The organism is Pedobacter yulinensis (assembly GCF_003029735.1).
GTDB classification, from domain to species: Bacteria; Bacteroidota; Bacteroidia; order Sphingobacteriales; family Sphingobacteriaceae; genus Pedobacter; species Pedobacter yulinensis.
Map to the genome: position 1 here is coordinate 44,657 of NZ_KZ686271.1, position 26,367 is coordinate 71,023.

General features: G+C 50.1%; 18 protein-coding genes. 12 read left to right on the forward strand and 6 right to left on the reverse strand.

Annotation, left to right across the window (positions count from 1 at the left end; all coding sequences use genetic code 11):
- Positions 1 to 68: 68 nt before the first annotated feature.
- From murG to C7T94_RS17040, 7 genes are all read left to right on the forward strand, one after another.
- The gene (murG, locus tag C7T94_RS17010; protein ID WP_107216908.1) at positions 69 to 1,181 is read left to right on the forward strand and encodes an undecaprenyldiphospho-muramoylpentapeptide beta-N-acetylglucosaminyltransferase; all 1,113 of its coding nucleotides are present in this window, start codon (positions 69 to 71) and stop codon (positions 1,179 to 1,181) included.
- Between the two features lies 1 nt (position 1,182).
- Entirely contained in the window at positions 1,183 to 2,535 is a 1,353-nt protein-coding gene (murC, locus tag C7T94_RS17015) for a UDP-N-acetylmuramate--L-alanine ligase (protein ID WP_107216910.1), read from the forward strand.
- Positions 2,528 to 3,616, forward strand: a complete 1,089-nt coding sequence (locus C7T94_RS17020) for a cell division protein FtsQ/DivIB (protein ID WP_204353318.1) — start codon at positions 2,528 to 2,530, stop codon at positions 3,614 to 3,616. The genes murC and C7T94_RS17020 overlap by 8 nt, the downstream gene beginning before the upstream one ends.
- Positions 3,617 to 3,636: 20 nt before the next feature.
- Positions 3,637 to 4,992 carry a cell division protein FtsA gene (gene ftsA / locus C7T94_RS17025; RefSeq protein ID WP_107216912.1) on the forward strand — a complete coding sequence of 452 codons (1,356 nt, stop codon included), beginning with the start codon at positions 3,637 to 3,639 and terminating at the stop codon, positions 4,990 to 4,992.
- Between the two features lie 131 nt (positions 4,993 to 5,123).
- Positions 5,124 to 6,767, forward strand: a complete 1,644-nt coding sequence (gene ftsZ, locus C7T94_RS17030; protein WP_107217132.1) for a cell division protein FtsZ — start codon at positions 5,124 to 5,126, stop codon at positions 6,765 to 6,767.
- Between the two features lie 143 nt (positions 6,768 to 6,910).
- Entirely contained in the window at positions 6,911 to 8,152 is a 1,242-nt protein-coding gene (locus C7T94_RS17035) for an aminotransferase class I/II-fold pyridoxal phosphate-dependent enzyme (RefSeq protein ID WP_107216914.1), read from the forward strand.
- Positions 8,153 to 8,419: 267 nt separating this feature from the next.
- A complete protein-coding gene (locus C7T94_RS17040) occupies positions 8,420 to 8,602 on the forward strand; it encodes a histone H1 (RefSeq protein WP_107216916.1) in 183 nt (60 codons plus the stop codon).
- Between the two features lie 77 nt (positions 8,603 to 8,679).
- Here the strand turns inward: C7T94_RS17040 and dapA are convergent, their stop codons facing one another.
- The 3 genes from dapA to C7T94_RS17055 are packed head-to-tail and all read right to left on the reverse strand — an operon-like array spanning position 8,680 to position 12,349.
- Positions 8,680 to 9,558: a 4-hydroxy-tetrahydrodipicolinate synthase gene (gene dapA / locus C7T94_RS17045; protein ID WP_107217134.1), complete on the reverse strand. Its 879-nt coding sequence runs from the start codon at positions 9,556 to 9,558 to the stop codon at positions 8,680 to 8,682.
- 52 nt (positions 9,559 to 9,610) lie between these two features.
- Positions 9,611 to 11,626 (reverse strand): NAD-dependent DNA ligase LigA, encoded by a 2,016-nt coding sequence (gene ligA / locus C7T94_RS17050; protein ID WP_107216917.1) that lies wholly within the window; start codon positions 11,624 to 11,626, stop codon positions 9,611 to 9,613.
- A 30-nt stretch (positions 11,627 to 11,656) separates the two neighbouring features.
- Positions 11,657 to 12,349 carry an ACP phosphodiesterase gene (locus tag C7T94_RS17055; RefSeq protein ID WP_107216920.1) on the reverse strand — a complete coding sequence of 231 codons (693 nt, stop codon included), beginning with the start codon at positions 12,347 to 12,349 and terminating at the stop codon, positions 11,657 to 11,659.
- 128 nt (positions 12,350 to 12,477) lie between these two features.
- Here C7T94_RS17055 and tyrS point away from each other — a divergent pair, with 128 nt between their 5' ends.
- A complete protein-coding gene (gene tyrS / locus C7T94_RS17060; RefSeq protein ID WP_107216921.1) occupies positions 12,478 to 13,764 on the forward strand; it encodes a tyrosine--tRNA ligase in 1,287 nt (428 codons plus the stop codon).
- Positions 13,765 to 13,808: 44 nt separating this feature from the next.
- Here the strand turns inward: tyrS and C7T94_RS17065 are convergent, their stop codons facing one another.
- The 3 genes from C7T94_RS17065 to C7T94_RS17075 are packed head-to-tail and all read right to left on the reverse strand — an operon-like array spanning position 13,809 to position 17,630.
- Positions 13,809 to 14,792: a LuxE/PaaK family acyltransferase gene (locus tag C7T94_RS17065; RefSeq protein ID WP_394341007.1), complete on the reverse strand. Its 984-nt coding sequence runs from the start codon at positions 14,790 to 14,792 to the stop codon at positions 13,809 to 13,811.
- Positions 14,793 to 14,841: 49 nt separating this feature from the next.
- Positions 14,842 to 15,198, reverse strand: a complete 357-nt coding sequence (locus C7T94_RS17070) for a hypothetical protein (protein ID WP_239495056.1) — start codon at positions 15,196 to 15,198, stop codon at positions 14,842 to 14,844.
- 2 nt (positions 15,199 to 15,200) lie between these two features.
- Positions 15,201 to 17,630, reverse strand: a complete 2,430-nt coding sequence (locus tag C7T94_RS17075) for a penicillin acylase family protein (protein WP_107217140.1) — start codon at positions 17,628 to 17,630, stop codon at positions 15,201 to 15,203.
- Positions 17,631 to 17,831: 201 nt separating this feature from the next.
- Between C7T94_RS17075 and C7T94_RS17080 the strand changes: the two genes are divergently transcribed.
- The 4 genes from C7T94_RS17080 to ku all read left to right on the forward strand — a co-directional run bounded on the left by C7T94_RS17080 (position 17,832) and on the right by ku (position 26,357).
- The gene (locus tag C7T94_RS17080) at positions 17,832 to 20,771 is read left to right on the forward strand and encodes a TonB-dependent receptor (RefSeq protein WP_107216923.1); all 2,940 of its coding nucleotides are present in this window, start codon (positions 17,832 to 17,834) and stop codon (positions 20,769 to 20,771) included.
- A gap of 209 nt (positions 20,772 to 20,980) precedes the next feature.
- The gene (locus tag C7T94_RS17085; protein ID WP_107216925.1) at positions 20,981 to 23,452 is read left to right on the forward strand and encodes a glycoside hydrolase family 31 protein; all 2,472 of its coding nucleotides are present in this window, start codon (positions 20,981 to 20,983) and stop codon (positions 23,450 to 23,452) included.
- 22 nt (positions 23,453 to 23,474) lie between these two features.
- Positions 23,475 to 25,430, forward strand: a complete 1,956-nt coding sequence (glgB, locus tag C7T94_RS17090) for a 1,4-alpha-glucan branching protein GlgB (RefSeq protein ID WP_107216927.1) — start codon at positions 23,475 to 23,477, stop codon at positions 25,428 to 25,430.
- A gap of 159 nt (positions 25,431 to 25,589) precedes the next feature.
- Positions 25,590 to 26,357, forward strand: a complete 768-nt coding sequence (ku, locus tag C7T94_RS17095; protein ID WP_107216929.1) for a non-homologous end joining protein Ku — start codon at positions 25,590 to 25,592, stop codon at positions 26,355 to 26,357.
- Positions 26,358 to 26,367: the final 10 nt, after the last annotated feature.

Sequence of the window (26,367 nt, forward strand, 5' to 3'; positions counted from 1 at the left end):
TAAATTGATAAAAACCAATAGAAAATAGAAGCAGTGTTCAACACCAGATAGCTGTGAAAAATTAAACGATGAATAATTCCCCAAAAATTATCATATCAGGCGGAGGCACCGGCGGGCATATATTTCCCGCCGTGGCCATAGCCAACGCGCTGCGCCGGCTCAGGCCCGGCTGCGAGATACTTTTTGTGGGTGCAAATGGTCGTATGGAAATGGAAAAGGTGCCGGCTGCGGGTTACCAGATTCGCGGATTAAACATCAGCGGAATTCAGCGCGGATCGATTCTCAAAAACCTTGGCCTGCCGTTTAAAATTATAAAAAGTCTGTTCGACGCCCTGCAGATTATTCGTGAGTTCAGACCGGATGTGGCAGTGGGTGTTGGCGGCTACGCCTCCGGACCGCTGCTGTACGCTGCTTCACTGCGAAAGATACCATACCTGATCCAGGAGCAGAATTCATATGCCGGCGTAACCAACAAGTGGCTTAGCAGGAAAGCGAGGAAAATTTGTGTGGCCTTTGACGGGATGGAGCAATTCTTCCCTGCTGATGTGATTTTGAAAACCGGGAACCCCGTCAGAAAAGATGTGGTCGAGATTACGGGCAAACGCCTGCAAGCTGCGGCGGCTTTCGGGATTCAGGCCCACAAGAAAACAATTTTAGTTACGGGTGGAAGTCTGGGTGCGGGAACGTTGAACCGCAGCGTCGAGAAACACCTCGACGAGCTTATTGCCGCCGATGTACAGGTGATCTGGCAGACGGGTAGGTTTTATTATAAAGGGATCACCGAGCGGCTGGGCACCAGCCTGCACGGCAATATCCGCGTCCTGGAATTTCTTAACCACATGGACCTGGCCTACGCAGCAGCAGACCTGATCATTTCACGGGCCGGCGCAGGCACCATTGCTGAACTTTGTCTTATTGAAAAGCCGGTCATTCTGGTGCCTTCACCGAATGTGGCCGAAGACCACCAGACCAAGAATGCCATGGCGCTCGTAAAAAACAGAGCGGCGGTGCTGATCAATGACCGGTCGGCAGAAGATACCCTGGTTAAAGAAGCGCTGAGGCTCCTGGAGAACGCGGAGCTGGTCAGAGAGCTGTCTCAGAATATTGGAAAAATGGCATTACACAATGCCGATACAGTTATTGCAACCGAAGTGTTAAAACTTGCAGACCTGAAGAATTAAGATGGAACTGGAAAAAATCAAAAGAGCGTATTTCGTAGGTATCGGGGGCATCGGTATGAGTGCCCTTGCACGCTATTTTTCCAAACGCGGCGTTAGGGTTTGCGGTTATGATAAAACCCGCACGCGGCTTACCGAAACGCTAGCAGAAGAAGGCATTGCGATCACCTACCAGGATCTGGAAACGGAAATTCCTGCAGATTTCCACAGGGCCGGACCGGAAGTGCTGGTCGTTTACACACCAGCCATCCCGAAAGATGCTGCCATTCTGAATTTCTTTTTGCAGGGCGGTTTCGCGCTGAACAAACGGTCGCAGGTATTGGGTATCATTAGCCTGGGCATGACGTGTATCGCTGTGGCCGGCACACACGGAAAAACCACGACCTCTTCGGTCATTGCTCATATTTTACAGGATAGTCTTTATGGCTGTACCGCTTTCCTGGGAGGAATTGCCGCCAATTACAACAGCAATGTGCTCTACGGAAATAACAATGTGGTTGTGGTTGAAGCTGATGAATACGACAGGTCTTTTCTTACGCTGCATCCCGACCTGGCCGTCATCACTTCAATGGATGCCGACCATCTGGATATTTATGGCGATGCCGGCAGCCTGGAAGAGTCGTTCAGGCTTTTCGCAGGCCAGGTGAAAACCGGCGGACGGCTTTTTGTGCGGGCGGGACTGCCTGTTCAGGGCAATACCTATGCCGTTGAACAACCCGCCGATGTGCAGGCCACGAACATCAGGGTGGAAGATGGTACCTTTGTGTTTGACTACCGCGATAACCAGGGAACGATTGAAGGAGTTGCCAGCAGGCTTCCTGGCCGGCACAATATTGAAAACGCCACAGCGGCTATTGCCGTGGCGAGGCAGCTTGGTATCAGTGCTGAAAAGATCAGGACTGCCCTGGGCAATTTCAAAGGAGTCAGAAGGCGTTTCGAATACCAGGTGGTTAGGCCGGATTGTGTGTATGTAGATGATTATGCACATCATCCAGAAGAACTGCGAGCCTGTTTTTCAGCGCTGCGTGAATTGTATCCTGACCGCAAACTTACGGTCGTATTCCAGCCGCACCTCTTTACACGCACGCGAGACTTTGCTGCCGGTTTTGCTCAGGTGCTTTCTACAGTAGATGACCTATTGCTGCTTGATGTTTACCCGGCCAGAGAGCTGCCTATTGCAGGGGTAACTTCTGCTATGCTGCTTGACCTGGTCAGCGGACCAGAAAAGGCGCTGGTGGCCAAAGAAGCTGTAACGACAGTGATCGGACAAAAAAAACCCGCCTTATTGGTTACGGTAGGCGCTGGCGATATTGATACCTTGGTTGAACCGCTGAAAAAATTGCTTGATCATGCTTAAACGGGTAAACTGGAAACTAATCGGATGGACCCTGCTTTGGGTGGTCTGCATCGGCGGGACGGTTACGCTGATGAGTTTTATTGGTGTAAAAAAGAGGGAGCTGAAGTGCACCAGTGTTGATATCCTGATTCCCGGCGCCGATAATTTTATCGAGCGCGAGGAAATAGACCAGATCATCCGCGAAGGAAATGGTGTGCTCGTGGGGCGCCTTCTGCAAGACATTAACCTGAACCAGATTGAAAAAAATATCCAGGCAAACCCATATATCGCTTTTGCCAAGGTGTATGCTGACATGGATGGGGTTGTCCACATTGAAATTAACCAGCGGCAACCGGTTCTTCGCATTATCAACGCGGGAGGCCAGGACTATTATGTGGATCAGGATGGACTGAAAATGCCAGTTTCTGCCAATTTTACGGCGCACGTGGTTGTGGCAACGGGAAATATTCGTGAGCACTTTGCCGGCAGGCCGGATACCCTGCGTACCAAACTGGCCAGGGACCTTTACCAAACTGCACTTTATCTGAAGAAGGATACGCTTTGGGATGCCCAGATTGAACAGCTTGTAGTCGATGAACGGAATGACATTACCATGATCCCGCGTGTGGGCAACCAGCGGATCATTCTGGGTGACGCCGATTCGCTGGAGGTGAAGATGGAGAACCTGTTAATTTTTTATAAAAATGCAATGCCCAAGGTCGGCTGGGATACTTACAAGAGCATCAATATCAAATATACAAACCAGATTGTCTGCGAGAAAAACAAAGGGGATTCTGGTATTGTTAAGCCGGTGCGTTCGCTGACACCGGCAGATAGTGTGCGGGTAAGCCGGCAGGTCATTGACCAGCTGGTCGAAAAGACGATTCTCGATGAGGTAGCGAAAGACACGGAGAAAAAACCGGCGCAGCCCGTCATCGCCAATGCAGCGCCGCGTGAGCGCGGGGCAGGGCAAACTGGCGCTGCAACGCGAAACCAGCAGGAAAAGCCGGCTGAGCGGAAAACGCCGTCAAAACAGGAAGTGCCTGCAAACAAGCCTGCACAAGCCGGCAACAAACCAAACAACAAACAAAGAAAGATTTAACTCAACAACTGATCACATATATGGAAAAGGCAAAGTCTAACCAACAATCTCCCATCGTAGTCGGACTCGATATCGGTACTACGAAAATTTGCGTCATCGTAGGCCGGAGAACGCAGCACGGAAAAATCGAGGTGCTCGGCATAGGGAAAGCGGAATCGGCTGGTGTAACGAGGGGTGTGGTATCAAATATCCAGAAAACTGTTCAGGGGATAGCGGCTGCGGTAGAACTGGCAAGCGCACAATCGAATGTGGAAATTCGGGTTGTGAATGTCGGCATCGCCGGGCAGCACATTAAAAGTTTGCAGCACCGCGGCATCTTAACCCGCCGCGAGCTGAACAATGAGATCAGCAGGAAAGACCTCGACAAACTGATTGATGACATGTTCAAACTGGTCATGCCTCCCGGCGAGGAAATTATCCATGTATTGCCGCAGGAATTTACTATTGACAACGAGCCCGGGATTAAAGATCCGATCGGGATGGCGGGCGTGCGCCTCGAGGCCAATTTCCACATTATCTCCGGGCAGGTCACGGCAATCAAAAACATCATGAAGTGTGTAAGCAACGCAGCCTTACAGACCCAGGAACTGATCCTTGAACCACTTGCCTCCTCAGAATCGGTGTTGAGCGAAGAAGAGAAAGAAGCAGGTGTAGCCTTGGTTGATATTGGCGGCGGCACCACTGACATTGCCATCTTCCACGAGGGAATCATCCGCCATACGGCCGTTATTCCGTTCGGCGGCAATAGTGTAACCGAAGACATCAGGGAAGGCTGCTCGGTTATGCGTAACCAGGCTGAACTGTTGAAAACGCGTTTCGGTTCTGCCCTGGCAGAAGAAAACAAGGAGAACGAGATCATTTGTGTACCAGGATTGCGGGGCCGGGAGCCCAAAGAAATTTCGGTTAAAAACCTGGCTTATGTGATTCAGGCACGGATGGAGGAGATCATTGAGCACGTGTATTATGAAATTAAGTCTTCGGGTTACGAGAAAAAACTGATTGGCGGCGTTGTGATTACCGGTGGCGGCGCCCTGCTCAAACACCTTTCGCAGCTGGTCGAATATGTAACGGGACTGGACTGCCGGGTGGGTTATCCGAACGAGCACCTTTCCAAGTATGAAGAAATGAGCAAGGCGGTGTACGACGACCTGAAGAGTCCGATGTATGCAACAAGTGTGGGTCTGCTGATCAAAGGCATCCAAAAAGCTGAAGACCTGCTGGAAGAAATGAAGCAGCCGGGTGTGTATGTGCAAAAACCGGTGGCCGAAAAAGAGAAAACAAAACGAAATGGCTTGTTCGATAAACTATTGGCTAAAACGACCCGTTTTATACAAGATGACATGGATGTAAGCGACTCGGATTATATCCGGCCTTAGGGCAATTTTCCACAATTTGCGTTTTTTCCACATTGTTAACACTTGTGGAAAAGGCCTGTGAAAAAAATGTTAATATTACGTCTGAGAATAGACAGCGAAAACACAAAATTAAACAACTGATACCTAATATTATGCAGTTTGAAATGTTAAAAGATAAGTCGTCCATCATCAAAGTTATTGGTGTTGGGGGCGGTGGCGGAAATGCAGTAAACCACATGTACCGTTCAGGTATTAACGGGGTAGATTTCATTATATGTAACACCGACGCCCAGGCTTTAGAGTTGAGCCCGATCCCAAACAAAGTGCAGTTAGGTGCCAGTTTGACCGAGGGGATGGGAGCAGGCTCAATGCCCGAAGTAGGAAAAAACTCTGCAATAGAAAACATAGACGACATCAAGGCGATGCTTGGCAATACGACCAAGATGTTGTTCATTACCGCGGGTATGGGTGGTGGAACAGGTACCGGTGCCAGCCCGATCATCGCGAAAGCGGCTAAAGAACTTGACATTCTTACGGTGGCCATTGTAACCACACCTTTTTCCTTTGAAGGCAAGCGCCGCCGGATGCAGGCCGAAGAAGGTCTTGATGAATTAAAAAAGTACGTTGATTCTTACCTGGTCATTTCAAACGACCGGCTGCGTGAAATTTTTGGCAACCTGACCCTGGGTTCAGCATTCGGGCAGGCAGATGACATCCTGACCACAGCCGCAAAAGGCATTGCTGAGATCATTACCGTACCTGGTTACATCAATGTTGACTTTAAAGATGTGCGCACCGTTATGAAAGAAAGCGGTGTTGCCATCATGGGTAGTTTTGCCGCCGAGGGCGAAGACCGCGCGCTGCGTGCGGTTGAGGGTGCGCTGGCATCGCCGCTGCTCAAAGACAGTGAAATAGAGGGTGCACGTTACATCTTGCTGAATATCAGCTCCGGCAGTAAAGAAGTGACCATGGATGAAGTCTCCATCATTACAGATTATATCCAGGAAAAAGCCGGTTTATCTGCAGACCTGATCTGGGGCAATTGCCAGGATGAGCTGTTGGAAGAGAAGCTATCGGTAACGATCATTGCCACAGGTTTCCAAACCCAGGAAGAGCGGGCATCTGAAGAGCGCAATAAAAAGAAAATCTCTTTGCTTACGCCTGAAGAGGCGCCGCTGGTGCGCCCGGTAGAACCGGTTAACTCATTCATCCAGCCAAGGCAGGAGGAGCCGGAGCAACAGGAAGAGCTGCAAATGAAACTGAAAGAGGAAACCAAACAGGCAGACCTTTTCGGCGGCATGTTCAGCAAGCGCCCTGAAGTACAGCCGCCTGCACAGGAGAGCAATCCGCAGGTCATCAGGCACAGTCTGGTCGAAGAAGAACCGGCCGAAGAAGAACGCGGCGAGCCTGCATTTGACTTTGAATTGAGAACGGCCGAAACCGAGTTCGTTTTTGAGAAACCGATTGCAACGCTTGATGATGAGCCTGAAGTACCGAGTGCGCCGCAGACCGTTGTGGGCCTTGACGATGATAAAAACGACGACTCGATCGAAGAGCAGCTCCGTAAGTCTAAAGAGCGCATTCTGCGCCTGAAAGACCTGAGCATGAAACTTCGCACGAGCAACGGCCTGCAGGAACTTGAGAATGAACCTGCCTACAAACGTAAACAAATGCAGTTGCAGCAGGTGCAGCACTCATCTGAATCGCAGGTTTCACGCTTTACGCTGAGCAATGATGCAGATGGTTCAACCGAGATCCGGCCAAACAATTCGTTCCTGCACGACAACGTAGATTAAGCCAAATGTCATAACCTATAAAAGCCCCGAAAGACCTGTTCTGTTGGGGCTTTTTTGGCATAATAGTGGCTAATTACGTCAACAGTTGATATTAAAGGCAATTAGCCTTAACTTTACAGCAAAAAATACTAAAATACAATACATTGGATATATTCGATAAAATCGCAAAACACATGGGCCCGATCGGTCAACACCAGAAGTGGTCTCATGGGTATTTTTCGTTTCCTAAACTGGAGGGAGAGATTGCCCCGCACATGACTTTTCGCGGGAAGGAACATCTTGTATGGAGTTTAAATAATTACCTGGGTCTGGCCAATCATCCTGAGGTTCGCAAAGCCGACGAAGAGGCTGCTGCGCAATTTGGAATGGCTTATCCAATGGGTGCCCGCATGATGTCGGGGAACTCCAAATACCACGAACAGCTGGAGCAGGAGCTCGCGGCTTTTGTAGGTAAACCTGATGCATTTCTGCTCAATTACGGTTATCAGGGAATGGTTTCGATTATCGATACGCTTGTAGACAGAAATGATGTGGTGGTATACGATGGCGAATCGCATGCCTGCATCATCGACGGACTTCGCCTGCACATGGGCAAACGTTTCGTTTATAAACACAACGACATTGAAAGTGCGCGCAAACAGCTGGAGCGCGCCGCTAAGCTGGTAGAAACGACCGGCGGTGGGATCCTGGTCATCACCGAAGGTGTGTTCGGCATGTCAGGTGCCCAGGGTAAGCTAAAAGAGCTGGTTGCCCTGAAATCTGAGTTTAATTTCCGCTTGCTGATTGATGATGCGCATGGCTTCGGTACCATGGGTAAAACCGGCGCGGGTACACATGAGGCGCAGGACTGCATAGATGGGGTAGATGTATACTTTGGTACCTTTGCCAAGTCTATGGCTGGTATTGGTGCTTTTGTGGCCTCGAGCGAGGAGGTGACAAACTTCCTCCGTTACAACATGCGTTCACAAACCTTTGCCAAGGCACTTCCTATGCCGATGGTGATTGGCCTGATCAAGCGGCTCGAATTGCTGAAGAGCAAACCGGAGCTTCGTGAAAAGTTGTGGGAAATTGCGACCAGCCTGCAGCAGGGCCTGAGAGAACGTGGTTTTGATCTGGGCGTAACGAATACGATGGTTACACCCGTATTTCTGAAAGGTGAGTTGCTTGAAGCTACGGCATTAACGATGGACCTTCGTGAAAATTATGGCATATTCTGTTCCATTGTGGTCTACCCGGTCATTCCCAAAGGGATGATCGAACTGCGCCTGATCCCGACTGCGGTGCATACAAAAGAAGACGTTCAGCGGACGCTCGATGCTTTCAGTGAAGTGTCTGAAAAGCTGCAAAACGGTTATTACAAAGAGAACAAGTTCGCTGTTGCATAGTCGAAGTTGAACCTGATATAAAAAGGCCCTTCAGATGATCTGGAGGGCTTTTTTTATAGCTATCTTATGATAATTCGTTGATAATCAGCTTGTTGGGATTTTAGACTGATCTTCAGGTGTTTATAAACCTCCAGAATGTGGAAAAAAACACTCTGGAGGCCCTTTTTTTATTTTTCCAAAAATTTTTTTATTTGGTGAAAGATCATACATTAGTATAAGCGTATTAATCAAAACCTTAAATAAAAAACTAAAAAGGAGTATTTAACGATGAAAAAATTTGAAGAAGTTAAAAATTTGGTAGCATCACTTGAAGCAGATGCAGACAAGTTCTACAACAAAGCGAACAGTGCAGCCGGTACACGTGTACGCAAAGGTATGCAGGACCTGAAAAACCTGGCTCAGGCCATCCGTCTGGAGGTTCAGGAAACCAAAAACAAAGCGACGAAGTAGTTTCTTACTCAAGCAATAACAGCAAGGCCCGGCAATTTGCCGGGCCTTGCTGTTATAAATCCCTTTTGGCGGGAATATTATCCGAGATCGTTCAGGGCCGAATCAATGGCAGCGGCCAGGCCGGCTGAAGCGCTGAGCAGCGGCAAGCGAACGGTATCTGAACAAATGCCGATTCTTTGAAGCGCTGATTTCACACCTGCCGGATTTCCTTCGGCAAAACACAGGCGTGTAAATTCAATCTGGCTAAGGTGTGCGGGCTGCGCCGATTTGAAATCGCCGGCGAGGCAGGCACGTACCATGTCTGAAAACTGTCTAGGAACGGCGTTCGCAATTACCGAAATGACACCTGCAGCGCCCAGGGCAATCATTGGCAAGGTAACAGGATCATCACCCGAAATTAACAGGAAATCTGCAGGTTTATCGCGCATAATCTGGTTAAACTGGTCAAAGCTGCCTGAAGCGTCTTTAATGCCGATAATGTTCTTAAAATCATGAGCCAGCCTGCAGGTGGTCTCGGCACTCATGTTGCTCGAGGTGCGGCCGGGAACGTTGTAAAGAAAAAGATCAAGCGGTGTATGCTCGCTCAGGTGTTGGTAGTGCCTGTAAATTCCCTCTTGTGTAGGCTTGCTGTAATAGGGGCTTACACTCAAAATGGCACTGTATCCTGAAGATTCAAATTCGCGGATCTCATTGGCTATGGCATGTGTATCGTTCCCGCCAATGCCAGCCACCAGGGGTACGCGGTTATTGTTGACTTCTGCAGTAAACGACCAGATCTTCTTCTTCTCATCCTTCTTCAATGTAGCGGCTTCGCCTGTGGTTCCCAAAGAGACGAGGTACTCTACACCTCCGTCTACTACATGGTCGATCAGGTTTCTCAAACCCGGATAATCGACCGATCCATCTGCATTGAAGGGCGTAACCAATGCCACACCCGTACCATGAAATCTGTTCATTTTACTGATTTTCTGAATTGGAGCTTTATGCTCCGGCTTTATGTTGTAATTATTATTTGCCAAGCATATCCATCAGCTCGGTTTCTGAGATGATCGGGATTTTCAGCTTCTTTGCTTTTTCCAGTTTTGAAGGGCCCATGTTATCGCCGGCCACAAGGTAATCGAGTTTGCCAGAAATGCCGCTTAACATCTTCCCACCGTTGGCTTCGATCATCGTTTTCAGCTCCTCACGGTCAAAATTTTCAAAAACGCCCGAAATTACAAATGTTTTTCCGCTTAATTGCTCGCTTTGCAGAACAATTGTGCGTTCTTCGACCTCAAACTGCAATCCGGCAGCTTTCAGCAGGGCAATTTGCCGGATGTGCTCGGGTTTTGAAAAGTATTCGACAATACTTTCCGCAATTCGGGTTCCGATTTCATCGATGGCGATCAGCTCCGGCACTGTTGCTGCTGCAAGCGTTTCGATATTTTTGACGCCCGCGGCCAGTTTGCGTGCCACCGTTTCACCAACATACCGGATACCCAGGCCGAACAATACCTTCTCAAAAGGCATCTTTTTCGATTCTTCAATACCCTTGAGCATATTCTGGATCGACTTCTCGCCAAAACGCTCGATCTGGCTCAGCTCGGTCGCTTTTTCGTGAAGCGTATACAGGTCGCTGATGTGTCTGACCAGGCCGCGGCGGTAAAAGGTCTCGATCGTTTCATCGCCCAGGCCATCAATATTCATGGCTTTCCGGCCAATGAAATGCTGGATCTTTCCAACGATCTGGGGAGGGCAGGCTTCATCATTCGGGCAGTAATGCACGGCTTCGCCTTCTTTCCTGACCAGCTCGCTGCCGCACTCGGGGCAGTTGTGCAGGTAAACAATCTTCTTTGCATCGGGCCGGCGCTTTTCAGGATTAACCTTAATTACCTTCGGGATGATCTCGCCGCCCTTTTCCACGAACACGGTATCATGCTCATGCAGATCCAGCCGTTCGATTTCGTTCGCATTGTGCAAGCTGGCTCGCTTTACCGTTGTGCCTGCAAGCAAAACCGGTTTCAGGTTTGCAACAGGGGTCACAGCGCCTGTACGGCCAACCTGATAACTTACCTGCAAAAGTTCGGTTTGTACCTCGTCTGCTTTGTATTTGTAAGAGATGGCCCACCTGGGCGATTTTGCTGTAAAGCCCAGTTCCTGCTGCTGGGCGTAGCTGTTTACCTTGATCACGATCCCGTCAATTTCATAGCTCAGGTTGTGCCGTTCTTTTTCCCACTTGTGCACAAAGTCGAGTACCTCGTCTATGTTGCTGACCAGGCGGTTGTGTTCGCAAACATGGAAGCCCCAGTTATCTACTGCCTGCAGACTGTCCCAATGTGTTTTGAACTCGCTTTTATCGGTATAGAGAAAATAGAGAAAACAGTCTAAAGGGCGTTTCGCTACTTCTGCTGAGTCCTGCATCTTGACGGTGCCGGAGGCGAAGTTGCGCGGATTGGCATAAGGAACCTCTCCAAGTTCTTCGCGCTCGCGGTTCAGGCGGTCGAAAGCTGCCCTGTGCATAAAAATCTCGCCGCGGATCTCGAACTGCGCAGGCACCTTGTCGCCTTTAACATGGTGAGGTACGCGGCGTATGGTTTTTACATTGGTCGTCACGTCATCGCCCTGTGTGCCGTCGCCCCGGGTCACTGCACGCAGCAAGCGGCCGTTTTCATAGGTTAGGCTGATGGAGAGCCCGTCAAATTTCAGCTCGCAAACATACTGGAAGTCGCTGCCGATCGCCTTACGCACGCGTTCGTCAAAATCACGCAGGTCCTGCTCATTGTAGGTGTTTCCAAGCGAAAGCATCGGATACCGGTGTTTGACAGTCTCAAAGTTTTTGGTAATGTCGCCGCCTACCCGCTGAGTAGGCGAATTGGGATCTGCGAGCGCAGGGTATTCTTTCTCAAGCAAGGCAAGTTCTTCGAGTTTTTTATCAAACTCGTAGTCGCCAATGGTGGGCATGGCCAGAACGTAATAATTGTAGTTGTGCTGGTTCAGCTCTTTGACGAGCGCGTCCATTTGTTCTTTTATGGCTATGTTTGACATGGGGCAAAGATATTAAGTTTGGCAAAGGGATCAACTTTTCTCAGGCAGTACCAGGGCCAGGTGTGCGGCTGTTTGTTCGAAAATATCACGAAAATCGGTCTTTAAAACGGCGGCATAGCGGTCAAGCTGCTCATCAAGAAGTGCAAGCCTGGCATCGGTAAAGGGCTGGATCCAGAGCCGCATACAGATCCGGTTCAATGCGTAGGTGATGTTTTCGATCTTCTGGTAGCTAAGCAGGTACCGGCTGGAAAGGAAATTGCGCATAAAGCTGCTGAATACTTCAGGTTCTTTGAATCCGCTTTTCTCGAGAAAGACGTAAAGCGGATCTGCAACCGAACGTTCCAGCTGCGTGTAGAACTGCTGTACATTGATCATCCCCTCGGTAATCAGGAGGTGATCGAGCAGGAGTTCGAGCGCGATATGGGCCAGGAATGAGGGTCTGACAGGGCCATCTTCGGTAGCTGGCATAAGCACCAGCTTGAGTTCTGCGGTCTTTTGCACGAAAAACGATGAGGCATGGAAATACCGGTCTACCGCGAGGTGCCTCAGCCAACCTGTTAGCAGGGCGGCTTCCTCGTTGGCAACGAAAAATTCCGGTATCTTTTCCGGATGCAAATTTGCGCTCTTGCTGGCATTCTTTAGCAGGTCAGGCAGTACCGTTCCCATCGCCCGGTAGGGCTCATCAAAAGTGCGGTCAAAGAAAAAATGCGACAGGAAATTCATGTTACAAAATAACAAATATAAATGGCAACAGGCGTTCATCATGCCATTGACTGTAAGAGAGGCAATTTTCATGGTGCCGCCCTGCGGATATCTGCTAAAACCCTATCTTTGCACCAAAAATTACTACAATGACCGATTTTGTTGAAGAATTGCGCTGGCGCGGCATGCTGCACGACATTATGCCCAATACCCAGGAAAAACTGAACGAAGGAATGACAGCCGGCTATATCGGTTTTGATCCGACGGCAGATTCGCTTCATGTTGGTCACCTGATGCAGATTATGACACTGATCCACTTCCAGTCGGCCGGGCACAAGCCTTATGCCTTGGTGGGGGGAGCCACCGGCATGGTGGGTGATCCTTCGGGAAAGTCAGATGAGCGCAATCTTCTCGACGAGGCGGCGGTTCAGCGTAACCTGGCAGGTATAAAAAAGCAACTTTCAAAGTTCCTCAGATTTGAAGAGGGCGGTAACGGTGCTGTGATGGTCAACAATGGGGATTGGTTCAGGGGCTTCGGGTTTCTCGATTTTATCCGAGAAGTGGGCAAGCACATTACCGTCAATTACATGATGGCAAAAGACAGTGTCAGGAAACGCCTGGAAGGCGATACAGGCATGTCGTTCACAGAATTCAGCTACCAGTTGGTGCAGGGATACGACTTCTATTACCTGTGGAAGCACCACAAATGCATTGTTCAGATGGGCGGGTCTGACCAGTGGGGAAATATTGTTACCGGTACCGAACTGATCAGGCGAAAAGACCAGGGTACTGCGTTTGCGCTGACTACCAAACTGATCAAAAAGTCTGACGGCACCAAGTTTGGCAAAACCGAAGGAGGGGCGGTCTGGCTGGATCCGGAAAAAACATCGCCCTATAAATTTTACCAGTTCTGGCTGAATGCGTCAGATGATGACGTAAAAAGCTGGATCAGGATTTTCACGCTGAAGTCTAAAGAGGAAATCGAGGCGCTTGAGGCAGAACATGATACGGCGCCGCATCTGCGCATCCTGCAGAAGGCGCTTGCGGCGGACATCACCACCCGTACTCATGGTGAAGAGGCGCTTGAAACTGCGTTGAAAACCTCCGATTTTCTGTTCGGTAATGGATCGACCGATTTTCTTAACGGCCTGAAGCGTGAGCAGGTGCTCGAGATTTTCGAAGGCGTTCCGCAATTCGCACTGCAAAGAACTGCGCTCGGAGGCGGTTTGGACGTACTCAGCCTGTTGGCTGAACAGACCAACGTTTTCCCCTCGAAAGGGGAAACCAAAAAGCTGATCCAGGGTGGCGGCGTATCAATAAACCGGCAAAAGGTTCAGGATATTGCTGCGGTATACGGAAGCCCCGACCTCATTAACGGGGAGTTTCTGCTGGTGCAGAAGGGGAAGAAAAATTATTATCTGATTGTTGCGGGGTAATTAAACCTTCGAGGTTTTCGAAAACCTCGAAGGTTTAAAACGGATTATTGCACCAACAAGTTACACCCCCTGATGTCGGAGTGGTCGAAACGACCCAGTACTTCAAACGAGCCGTCTGCATGCAGGCGGCCGAGGTCTTGTGTGGAAATGAAACTGCAGGAGTTGTAATTGGCCAGGTCAATCACGTTGATCCCACCGGTTGTACCGGGGCTAACCGGCGAAAGGGGGTCGTTGGTGTCGCGCAGACATACCTGCATCCATGGCGGACAAACGAAACGTCCTTCGCCGGATGAGTAGGCCTGTGAAAGAAGTTCTGTCATTCCATACTCGCTGTGAATGTGGTGTACGCCAAAGCCGGCGCAGAGTATGTCATGCAGTTCTTCTCTGACCATTTCTTTGCGGCGGCCTTTCATACCGCCGGTTTCCATAACAATCAGTTCAGGAAAATTCATGGAGTGCGCCTCGATAAAATCGAGCAGCGCGTAGGTAACACCAAGCAAAATGGTCTTCTGGCCGCCCTGCTGCAAAACCTCCAGCACTGCGGCGAGTTCGGTATGGTTGTGCAGGAAATAGCCGCTGCGCGGGTCGGTACTTTTGCTCAGCAAGTCATCTGCCATATAGATGAGCGAAGAGCCTTCGCGTTCCAGGTAAGCCGGTAAAAGGGCCAGGATACAATAATCTGCAGGGTTACCGTAGAAACGCCCGAACGCAGACAGGTAACTTTGTTCATACCAAGTCAGGTCAGTCACCAAATGGCGGCTTTGCACCATGCCGGTAGTACCTGAGCTGCTGAAGACAATGGCCGCAGGTGCTTCGCTGCTTGTTACCGCATGCGTTTTAAAGAAACTGATGGGTAAGAACGGAATGTCTTTGCTGCATTCAATCGTTTGCGGGTCAATGCCAAGGCAGCTGATGTAATCGCGGTACACACTGCATGCAGCGGCCTGCCGCCTGAAAATGGTCAGGCACAACGTTTCAAACGCCGCTGCACTCAAATCGGTGAGAATCTGTTCCGGGGAAATATTCACGCCGCGAAAATACGAAATCCGATCTTCTTCATGCGAATTGACGTGAAACTCAGGCTGCGCCCGCCTTCAGGTTTAACATGGCCTTTCTGAAGTGATGGCCACAGAAGCCACTTACACCAGCTACAAAGCCGCCAAGAAAACCGGTTAACAGGACCAGCGCCCACCATACTTTCAGGCCGAACATCTCGGCGACACGGTTGGCAAGAAGGTGCTGATTGGGCAGGCTTTCAAAAACAGCGTAACCAGACCAAAGGCAAAAAATCGCGAAGAACGATCCCCAAAGCGACACTTTTGCCGTTTTGCCGATCAAACCGCAGGTAACAAAACTTACTACAATGATGATCCACCAGGGGAGGGCCAGCTGAAGCAGATAGGCGGCCACAATAACAACAAGAAAAATGATCATGTTTAGCGCGTAATTTTTAAATGTTTGATGATGTGACTTTTTCCCTCTGCGGGCGAGTGTAAAAACAGCAACTCGTCCAGCTTGCCTGCAGCCCAGGTTCCAATCATGTTATCATAGAATTTACTGCCCGGGTTTCCTGACTGGCCGCCGGGAAAAATGCCGTAACCCCTGGGGTTTTTACCCAGCGCAACAACCATGCGCCAGGATGGACCGTTCGTTTCTCCAAGTGCATTGATGGTGCTTTTCGAACCCCCTGTAAACAATATTTTTGAGCCCATGCCCGGTATTTTTGCCAGATGCGGCACATGACTGTTCTTAACGTAACCCCACTGCCACGCGCGGCCAATAGCACCATGCGCTTTTTCGAGGCTGTCTACTGTTTCCCTGAAGGTCTGGTTGCACAGAAAATTTAAGGTCTCCGTTTTTGGCGTTCGGGTATCGTCAAACCAGCGGGCATCGGGTTCGTTCAGGATCATCTCTACAGTGCGGTCGCGGGACGGATAACGCATTGGCATGGCGTCGACCTTAAAATCGTCTTCCCAGATCGCATCATTCAGTTTCTTCATCCAAAGCTCGAAAATACTTGCGGCTACCGCCCGCGAAGCATAGGTTTTGTTCCACCGGCCAACAAGCGCGTATGCTTCTTTTTGCGTGGCATTTAATCCAAGGATGTCGATCATCGGCATCAGAGCTGGCAGTACACTTTCTGCCAGCATGCTGTAGTTGTCTGTCTGCATGCGGATCACACTATCGGCGGTAGCCTGACTCATCGCTGTTAGCCTGTTATTGATGCGGCGGCCCCGTTCTGTTGCTGAAAACTCCCAGTTCAGGTAATAGGGATATGTCTTATCGGTAGAAGACTGATTTGCTGAACTGACAAAACCGCGGGGCGGATTTTTTACGGTAGGATTTTGTGCTGCCGGGATCCAGCCCTGCCAATCGTGGCGTTTGTCGGTGCCATCGAGAATAAATTTGCCCTGGTTCTTCCATTTAAGCGGGAATTTACCGTTTGGGGTAATGGCAATGTCGTTGTCCTTGCTGGCAAAAGCGAAATTCTGTGCCGGCGCGGTGTAATAAGTGAGTGCCTGCCGGTAATCGGCATAATTTTTTCCGCGGTTCAGTTTATAGAATGTCATCAGTTCGTTCGAGCGGTCATGTGCAATCCAGCGCAATGCGGCACCCTCCGGTACGCTTGCCGCTTTTGAATAGCCGGTTTTTTTAAAATAAACCACAGGTCCGTGGTGGGTATAGGTCACTGTATCATTCTCCGAATCACCGCCCCGCATCACGATCTTTTCGATGCGCCGGCTTGTTTTCTTCCATTTTCCATCGTACAGGTATTCCCGGTGTGTGCTGTCTTTAAACCTGACCTGGTAAAAGTCAAGCACATCGGCCGCAACGTTCGTAACCCCCCAGGCTATGTTCTGGTTGTAGCCAATTACGATTCCCGGAGCACCTGGAAGCGAAACACCGTAAGCATTGATGCCTGGCGCATGCAATTGGATCTGGTACCAGATGGAAGGCAGTGTCAGGTCCAGGTGCGGGTCATTTGCCAGGATCGGGTAGCCCGACTTCGTTTTGCTGCCTGATATGGCCCAGTTGTTTGACCCGATTCCGTCTTCTTTCTGGCGGGTACTGATGTTTGCCGCCAGTGGGTTCATGGCGTTTTCCGGTACAGCTGGTATTTTCAGCGGATCGAAATTCCACCTGGTGCCTTCGGGTATGATGGGACTTTCCCGGAAAGGGTAGTCAGGGAAAAGATTGGCAGTGACTTCAGGACCGTATTTTTTGAGAATATTGGTCATGTAGAACTCGTCAGAGCCCATGGCCAGAACCGCCGACATCTGTTTCAGCAGCAGGGCGCACTTAAGCGGCGTCCACAACTCAGGTTTAAAGTCAAGTAATTTATATTCAAGCGGGTACCGCGAACGATGCAGCGACTTGATATATGCATTGATGCCTTCGGTGTAAGCCAGGATCATTTCACGGCTTTTCGGGTCTGCCATCATGCCTTTCAAACTGTTTTCAGCACCGAAGAGCATACCCATGCGACGCTGATAGCGATCAACCTCGATGGCTTTCGGTCCAACCACTTCAGAAATGCGCCCGGCGGCAAACCGGGTTTGAAAGTCCATCTGCCAAAGGCGGTGCATGGCGGTTACGTAACCTTGCGCCAGGTAAAGATCATGGTCGTTCTGCGCAAAAACATGCGGTATCATCTTTTCATCGAAAAGAATTTCTATCGGCGCCCGTGCCCCCGGAATGCGTACGCGCTTCTGCTTTTTAACGAAGGTGTTCTCTGCATTCTGCCAGAAACCAGAAAAAGGATTAAGAAACTTGAGTACCGGCGGCAAATCGCCAATTTTGATATGAAATAAGAGGCCCAGAAGTACCGGAGCGACAATACACAATACAGCCTTTAACTTGTTCATAAAAATGGGTTGAAGGTTAAACTTCGAAAAAAAACTTTCGATTATCAAATTTAGCCGGCGCGATGTGAAGATATGACTTTAAAAGGGGACTTAACCCAGGCAGATACACTGAATAAGATGAATGCGAACATAATTTGTTTCTTTTGAAAATTCCCTTAAGTTTATAGAAGAATCAACCAAATATTCAATAAAATCTAAATTATGAGCAGAATCTTTACACGACTGGCCATGGTCCTGCTGGCCCTGTGCACAGGCTTTTTTCAGCTTAGCGCCCAAACGGTTAACATTAGCGGTGCGGTAACAGACAAGGCCACGGGCGAGGCACTACCCGGGGTTAGCGTCACGGTGAGAGGCACAACAAGTGGTACCTCGACCGACAGCAACGGTAAATTCGCCTTCAGTACGACCGGCAAGGGTCCGTTTACGTTGGTGGTATCCTACCTCGGCTATGCAACACAGCTGCGCGAGGTATCCGCAAGCAGCACAGGGCTGTCCTTCCAGCTTGAGACAACTGCCAACACGCTTGGGCAGGATGTCGTTATTTCGGCTTCAAGAACACCCGAACGGATTCTTGAGTCGCCCGTCAGCATAGAGCGCATCGGCGTGGCTGCCATTCGCGACATACCGGCGCCTTCATTTTATGATGCGCTGAACAATATAAAAGGTGTAGAGATGAGTGCCCAGAGCCTGACCTTCAAGTCTGTTAATACCCGGGGTTTTAATTCGAATGGGAACACCCGTTTTAACCAGTTTGTAGACGGCATGGATAACCAGGCACCCGGCCTTAACTTCTCGGTCGGCAACATCGTTGGCATGACCGAGCTGGACGTAGAGAATGTTGAATTGCTTCCCGGCGCGTCGTCGGCACTGTATGGGGCGGGTGGCATTAACGGTACCCTGCTCATGACTTCGAAAAATCCCTTTGACTATCAGGGTGCAAGTTTCCAGTTCAAAACCGGCATTAACCATGTGAACGACGGAAACGTCAGTGCTCAGCCCTTCAATCAGCTCGACGTGCGCCTGGCCAAAGCATGGAACAACAAATTCGGCATCAAGACAGCGTTCTCATTTCTGCAGGCGCGAGACTGGTATGGAACGGACGGCCGGAACTTTGACCGCACCGGCAGGCAGCTTAAAGCCGGCGATCGGGCTTCAGATCCCAATTACGATGGTGTGAACGTATATGGCGATGAGATTAACGCCAACCTTCAGGGTGTAAGCCGGCAGCTTGTAGCAGGCTTTGCCGCGCAGCAACCTGCCGCCTATGGCGCATTCAACAGTTTGCTTGCTGTTCCGGGACTAAATTACAGCGGCATCATCAATGCCATCAACACAAATCCACAGTTTGCCGCCCTTCGGCCGGCGCTGCCACAACTGGCACCGGTTCTGGGCGTCATGTACAGCCTGAACCGCGGTACAACGCCCAGCCAGGCCATATCGCGTACCGGTTACAATGAAGCGGACCTGGTTGATTACAACACATCTTCGTTAAAAACTTCCACCGCCCTCCATTATAAATTTACCAATACGATCCAGGCGATCGCACAGGCGAACTGGGGCACGGGAACGTCGGTTTATACCGGTACAGACCGGTATTCGCTGCGTAATTTTAGCATCGGGCAGTACAAACTCGAGCTGCGCGGGGAAGACTTTTACCTGAAGGGCTACACCACCCAGGAGCGTTCTGGCGATGCGTATAACGCAACACTGCTCGGAACCTTTATCAATGAAGCCTGGAAACCAAGCAGCAACCCGACAAACCCTACTGCGGGCTGGTTTGCCCAATATACGCTGGCTTATTCCGGCGCGCGAGCCCAGGGGCTTAGTGAAGAGGCTTCTCATGCCGCCGCCAGGGGTGTTGCCGACCAGGGCAGGCTCGTGCCGGGTTCCCCGGCATTTAACCTGGCCAAAGAAGCCATTACAAAACGCACCATTGGTCCGGCCAACGGGGCGCGGTTCAATGATAAGACAAATCTTTACCACTATGAAGGCATGTACAACTTTACAAATGCATTCAACAAAGCGGTCGAGTTCCAGGTCGGCGCTTCTTACCGATTGTACGACCTCAGATCTGACGGAACAATATTCGATGACCTGAACCGCAAACTGACCATTAAAGAATACGGGGCTTTCGGGCAGCTGGGTAAGAAATTTTTCGAAGACAAACTGAAGCTCACCGTAGCCGGTCGGTTTGACAAAAGCCAGAATTTTGAAGGCCGTTTTACCCCGCGCATTACCGGCGTGTATACCGTGGCACCGAACAACAACATCCGCGCGTCTTATCAGACCGGTTTCAGGAATCCAACCACGCAGGACCAATACATTGACCTTGCCGTTGCCGGCGGGTCGACCCGCCTTATCGGCGGCCTTCCTGAGTTTATTGAAAAATATAAACTTAACACCAACAGGGGCTACCTTGCAGACGATTACCGGGCCTATGCAGCGACAGCTGCAACTTCTCCGACCGGGGTGGGCGACCTGAGCAAATTAAACGGAAAGGAGTTTACCTTTGATTCTGAAGGCCTGCGGCCGGAACGCGTGGCATCTTTCGAACTGGGTTACAAAGGACTCCTGGACAAAAGCCTGCTGATTGATCTTTATGGCTACTACAATACCTACCAGGACTTTATCGGCGCTGTCGAACTGTTTCAGAAAAACGTTACCGCAGCCGATCCGACCGGGCTGCAGTCGCCGATCAAGTACAATGTGCCTGTAAACATTGGCGGTGATGTAAACACGTATGGCGGCGCCCTTGGGCTGGATTACCTTGTCGGCAAATTCAGTTTCAACGGCAACACATCATACAACAAGATCGGGGATCTGCCGGCAGGGCTGCTGAATACATTCAATACGCCTGAATGGCGATTTAATGCCGGCATTGGCGCAAAGGAAATTGTTAAACACGTTGGTTTCAACGTTCAATACCGCTGGCAGGACGAGTTTTACTGGAACTCGACATTTGGCAGCGGTATGGTGCCTGCTTTCTCTACTGTTGATGCGCAAATCAATTACCGAATTCCATCGGTCAATTCGGTACTGAAACTGGGCGGTTCAAACATTGCAAATAAATACTACACCACTTCGTTCGGGAATCCGGCCGTAGGTGCGATTTATTACCTGGCGCTAACTTTTAATCCGTAAAAACATAGCCCACGGCGAGGCCCCGAATGGGGCCTTTTTTGTTTAACGAATGTTGTAAACAACCGGACAAAAGAATTATAAACCGGCATAAAACCTGCTTACATTGGAGTTGAGTAGCAGATTATCTATATTCGGTGCGGGAGAAGGACTGTCCATTTTCCGCTATGTGTTATTTTTACACGAAGTACAGTTTTTTAAGAATGAATAATATGGAAGAGCAGACCGGGAATGACCGCGAAATGAGCAGCGAAGCAACGCAGGAAAATTTAGCAGAAGAGATAGTTCAGCACCTGAATAACCCGGTAACAGATATTAAACCGATCGAGAAACAATACCTCGGTAACATCCGGTCGGTAAGGAAAGAGGGCAATCGTTTTTATTTTTCAGACGGTGATGCCAAAGTGGAGGTTCGTATAGTGAGCGATGAGATTATCCGTGTGCGCCTTGCGCCTCACGGTGTTTTTCTTGATGATTTCTCTTATGCCGTGCCTGAAGTTGACCAAAAGGTAACGGTTTTCAGGATGTCAGAAGACCGGGAGCGTTACGCCATTGCCACCAATACCGTTACCTGTTTTGTAAGCAAAGAAAACTTTCATATTTCGTTTGCGGATAATGTAACCAGCCAGGTAATGAGCGAAGATGCTTCGCCGATGCACTGGGAAGAGAATGCCGAATTTGGGGGCTATTATGTCTTCGCAACGAAAAAATGCAATGCTGAAGAAAATTTCTTCGGACTGGGTGATAAGTCTGGTAATTTTAACCTGCGTGGACGCCGTTTCCAGAACTGGAATACCGACGCATATTCTTACGGCTGGGATCGCGACCCACTGTACCGCACCGTTCCGTTTTATATAGGCATTCATGGTGCTGCAGCCTACGGCATCTTTTTCGACAATACCTTCCGCTCCTATTTTGACTTTGGGAAGGAAGACGAGAGCAAGACCAGCTTCTGGGCTGACGGCGGTGAGCTGCAATACTATTATATACACGGCCCGCACATGATGGATGTGGTTAAGCGCTACCATAGCCTGACTGGTACGCACCAGCTGCCGCCCCGCTGGGCGCTCGGTTACCACCAGTGCCGGTGGAGCTATTACCCGGAAACCAAAGTGCGAGACATTGCACGCAACTTTCGCGAACGCCGCATTCCATGCGATGCGATTTACCTCGACATCGACTACATGGATGGCTACCGCTGTTTCACCTGGAACAAAAAGTATTTTCCTGATCCCAAAAAGATGATTAAGGAACTGAGCGACCAGGGATTTAAAACTGTTGTCATGATCGATCCGGGCATTAAAGTAGACGACAATTACTGGGTCTTTAAGGAGGGCAAGGAAAAACGCTACTTTTGCCGCCGCAGCGACGATTATTACATGGAAGGGCATGTTTGGCCGGGTCGCTGCCAGTTCCCTGATTTTACGAATCCAAAAGTGCGCACCTGGTTCGGCGGCCTGTACAAGGAGCTTGTTGAAATGGGCGTAGCCGGCTTCTGGAACGACATGAATGAACCCGCAGTTTTCGGTTCAGGGACTTTCCCGAATGATGTGAGGCATAATTACGAAGGATACCGTGGCTCGCACCGCAAGGCGCATAACGTTTACGGCATGCAGATGGTACGCTCAACTTACGATGGCCTGCGCAAACTGCAACGCAACAAAAGGCCGTTTACCATTACTCGGGCCGGTTATTCTGGTGTACAGCGTTACGCCTGTGTATGGACCGGCGACAACGTGGCCAGCTGGGAGCACCTGAAAATCGGCAACATTCAGTGCCAGCGGCTTTCAGTATCGGGTATTCCGTTCGCAGGTACCGACATTGGCGGTTTCAGCGGGGAGCCAGATGGCGAACTGTTTACCCGGTGGATCCAGATGGGGGTATTCTCTCCTTTCATGCGTGCACACTCGGCTGGTGATACCCGCGAGCGGGAGCCCTGGAGTTTCGGCGAGCCCTTCGAATCAATTAACCGCAAGTTCATTGAGCTGCGGTACCGCCTCATGCCATACCTGTATTCAGTGTTCTGGGAGCACCACCGTTATGGCTTCCCGATTTTGCGGCCGCTGGTCATGCTCGAGCAGGAAAACATCAGTAACCACTACAGGCAGGATGAGTTTACCTTCGGGGACAAGATACTGGTCTGTCCGGTACTGGAACAAGGTGCCACCGCACGGCAGGTTTACCTGCCGAAAGGGCAGTGGTACAACTTCTGGACAAACGAACTGTTGCAGGGCGGCGCCGAATACAACATCGAGGCCAGGCTAGAAGATATGCCGCTGTTTGCCCGTGCCGGCTCGGTCATTCCGGAATATCCGGTTATGCAGTATGTGGGCGAGAAAAATGTCGATGAGCTGTTGCTGAACGTTTATTATGCAGATTATGAGGTAAATTCCTTCCTGTACGAGGACCATGGCGATACCTTTGCCTTCGAGCAGGATATTTACCTGGAAAAAAAATACAATGTACGGGGCGACGACCGCAACCTGTATATTGAACAGGCGGTAGAAGGTCTGTATACATCCATGTACGAACTTTACGACCTGAGGGTCATCGGCCTTCCGTTTACCATTGGGAAAATACTGGTCGATGACCGTGAAGTACCGGAATTCAGCATGGACGAAAAGAACTGCCTGCGTTTTAAAACAAACCGGAACTTTTCACGGTTACAGATCATTGCCTCCTAAACTGAATACTTAAGAAAACAGCATGCCTGCAAAAAAAGCAATCCCGGCTAAGGCCGGTCCTGACGAACAAACCGGTCCGGTTTGGGCACACAGCCTTTTGACCGATTATGACATCTTTTTGTTCGTAGGCGGGCAGCATTTCAGGATGTATGAGAAAATGGGTTCGCACCCGCTGGTACTGAATGGTGTAAGCGGTACTCATTTTGCCGTTTGGGCCCCCAATGCCCGCGAAGTGCATGTTATGGGCGATTTTAATGCATGGAGCCGTTCCGGGCATCCGCTCAGCAGGCGGGCAGACACCTCAGGAATCTGGGAGGGGTTTATTCCCGGCGCCGGCAAAGGCGACCTGTATAAATACTTTATACTCGGGTACCATGGTCAGGAGATCGAGAAAGGGGATCCTTATGCCCGCCGATGGGAAACGCCGCCTCGCACAGCCTCGATGATTTGGGATACGGCATATGCCTGGAGCGACAAGAAATGGATCAGCAAACGGGCCAAAACCAGCCTGCTGCATGACCCCATGTCAGTTTACGAAGTGCACCTGGGTTCATGGCGGCGCGACCCTGCCGAGCCAAAGCGTATTCTGACCTGCCGTGAAACGGCAGCCGCGCTGATTCCTTACCTGCTTGAAATGAATTTTACGCATGTCGAACTGATGCCGGTCATGGAGTTTCCCTATATCCCTTCATGGGGTTACCAGATTACAGGGTATTTTGGCGCCAGTTCCCGTTACGGCACACCGCAAGATCTTATGTACCTGATCGACGAGCTGCACAAGAACAACATTGGTGTAATTCTGGACTGGGTGCCATCGCACTTTCCGGGCGATGCCCATGGCTTGTACGAGTTTGACGGGACGCATTTGTACGAGCATGCAGATATGCGCAAGGGCTTTCACCCCGACTGGAAAAGCTATATTTTCAATTATGATAAAAACGAGGTCCGCTCGTTCCTGATCAGCAATGCCCTGTTCTGGCTGGAACAATACCATGCCGACGGCCTGCGCGTAGATGCCGTTGCATCCATGCTTTACTACGACTTTTCAAGAACGGCCGATGAAGCCGCCTTTAATGATCATGGTGGCCGCGAAAACCTTGGTGCCATCCAGTTCCTGAAAGACCTGAACATCGCGGTATACGGAAACTTTAAAGGCGTGCATACCATTGCTGAAGAAAGCAGTACTTACCCGGGTGTAACCCACCCGGTGCACAGCGGCGGTCTCGGTTTTGGTATGAAATGGATGATGGGCTGGATGAACGATACGCTTGCGTATTTCAAGCTCGACCCGTTGGCCCGGAAACACCACCACCATAAACTGACCTTTAGCATTACCTACGCTTTTACAGAAAATTTCATGCTGCCGTTTTCGCACGATGAGGTGGTGCACGGCAAGTCGCCTATGGTGTATAAAATGCCGGGTGATGAGTGGCAGAAATTTGCCAATCTACGTACCCTTTACGGATACTTGTTCACCCATCCGGGAACAAAACTGTTATTTATGGGTGATGAGTTTGGTCAAACAAAGGAATGGCGATTTCGTGAATCTCTTGACTGGCACCTGCTCGAGTTTCCTGCGCACAGGGGGATGCAGGAGACGGTCAGAAAGCTCAACGAGCTGTACCGAAAGGAGTCTGCGCTGCACCACTTCAACTTTAGTTACGAAGGCTTCGAGTGGATCGATGCCGACAATGCCAATGAGTCGGTTTACGTGTACAAACGCAAGGGCAAGAAAGAATCAGATACCCTTGTTATAGCGCTGAACCTTACGCCTGTGGTCAGGCAAGGCTACAGGATACCGGTACATGCGGGCGGCAGGTGGGCCGAACTGTTCAACTCTGACGACACGATATATTATGGCAGCGGTTACGTCAATCCGCAGGGTGTCGTGGCCGCCGGTACTGCCGAGACAGGCTTTTCCATTCAAACGGATCTTCCGGCCCTGAGTGTGGTCATTTTCAAACGCAGAGCACGGTGATCTGCTGAACCGCGACTGCCGGTTAGCGGGAAACGAGCCGCAAGTTTTGCGGGCACAGCGCGACCAGAACCGATCTGGCGCGGCGACGAGTGGCCCGCGCCTGCACGACCGTTAAAACAATCAACTCACCGGCCTGTTGTTCATGTAAACGGCAGAACTATGAGATCGATCTGGAAAGGGGCTATCGGCTTCGGCCTTGTTAACATTCCCATTAAATTATACTCAGGCGTGCAGAACAGCAACCTGGATCTGACCATGCTGGATGAAAAAGATCACGAGAAGATCAGGTACCAGCGGGTCAACGAGAAAAGCCATAAAGAGGTTGGGTACGATCAGATTGTGCGCGGCTATAAGCTTAACGACAAGTGGGTCGTTCTGGACGAACATGACTTTGAAGAGGCGGCACCTGAAAAGACCCGCGTTATCGAACTGGAAAATTTTGTAGAGCTCTCGGCCATCAATCCCATTTTTTACGAAACCAGTTATTATGCCGAGCCCGAGGCCCAGGGAAAAAAGGCCTACGCCCTGCTTCTGCAATCGCTTGTCAAATCAAAAAAGGCGGGAGTTGCGCGTTTCGTTTTCCGTAAAACTGAGAACCTTTGCGTCATTCACCCGCTTGATGGGGTAATCGTCATCACTAAAATCCGTTTCCAGGAAGAAGTGCGTGATACCGCTGAAGTGAAGGTCCCAGAGGTTAAGATCAGCAAAAAGGAACTGGACATGGGTATGGCGCTGATCAAACAGTATACCGATAAGTTTGATATCTCCGAATTCAAGGATGAATACAGCCGTGAGCTGATGAAAATTATTCGTGCAAAAGCCAAAGGCAAACGTGCCACCGTTAAAAAGATGAAACCGAAAAAAGAGGTGAGCGACGATCTTTACGATCAACTCATGCAGAGCCTGGGTTCGAAAAAACAGGCTTAATATAATCGTA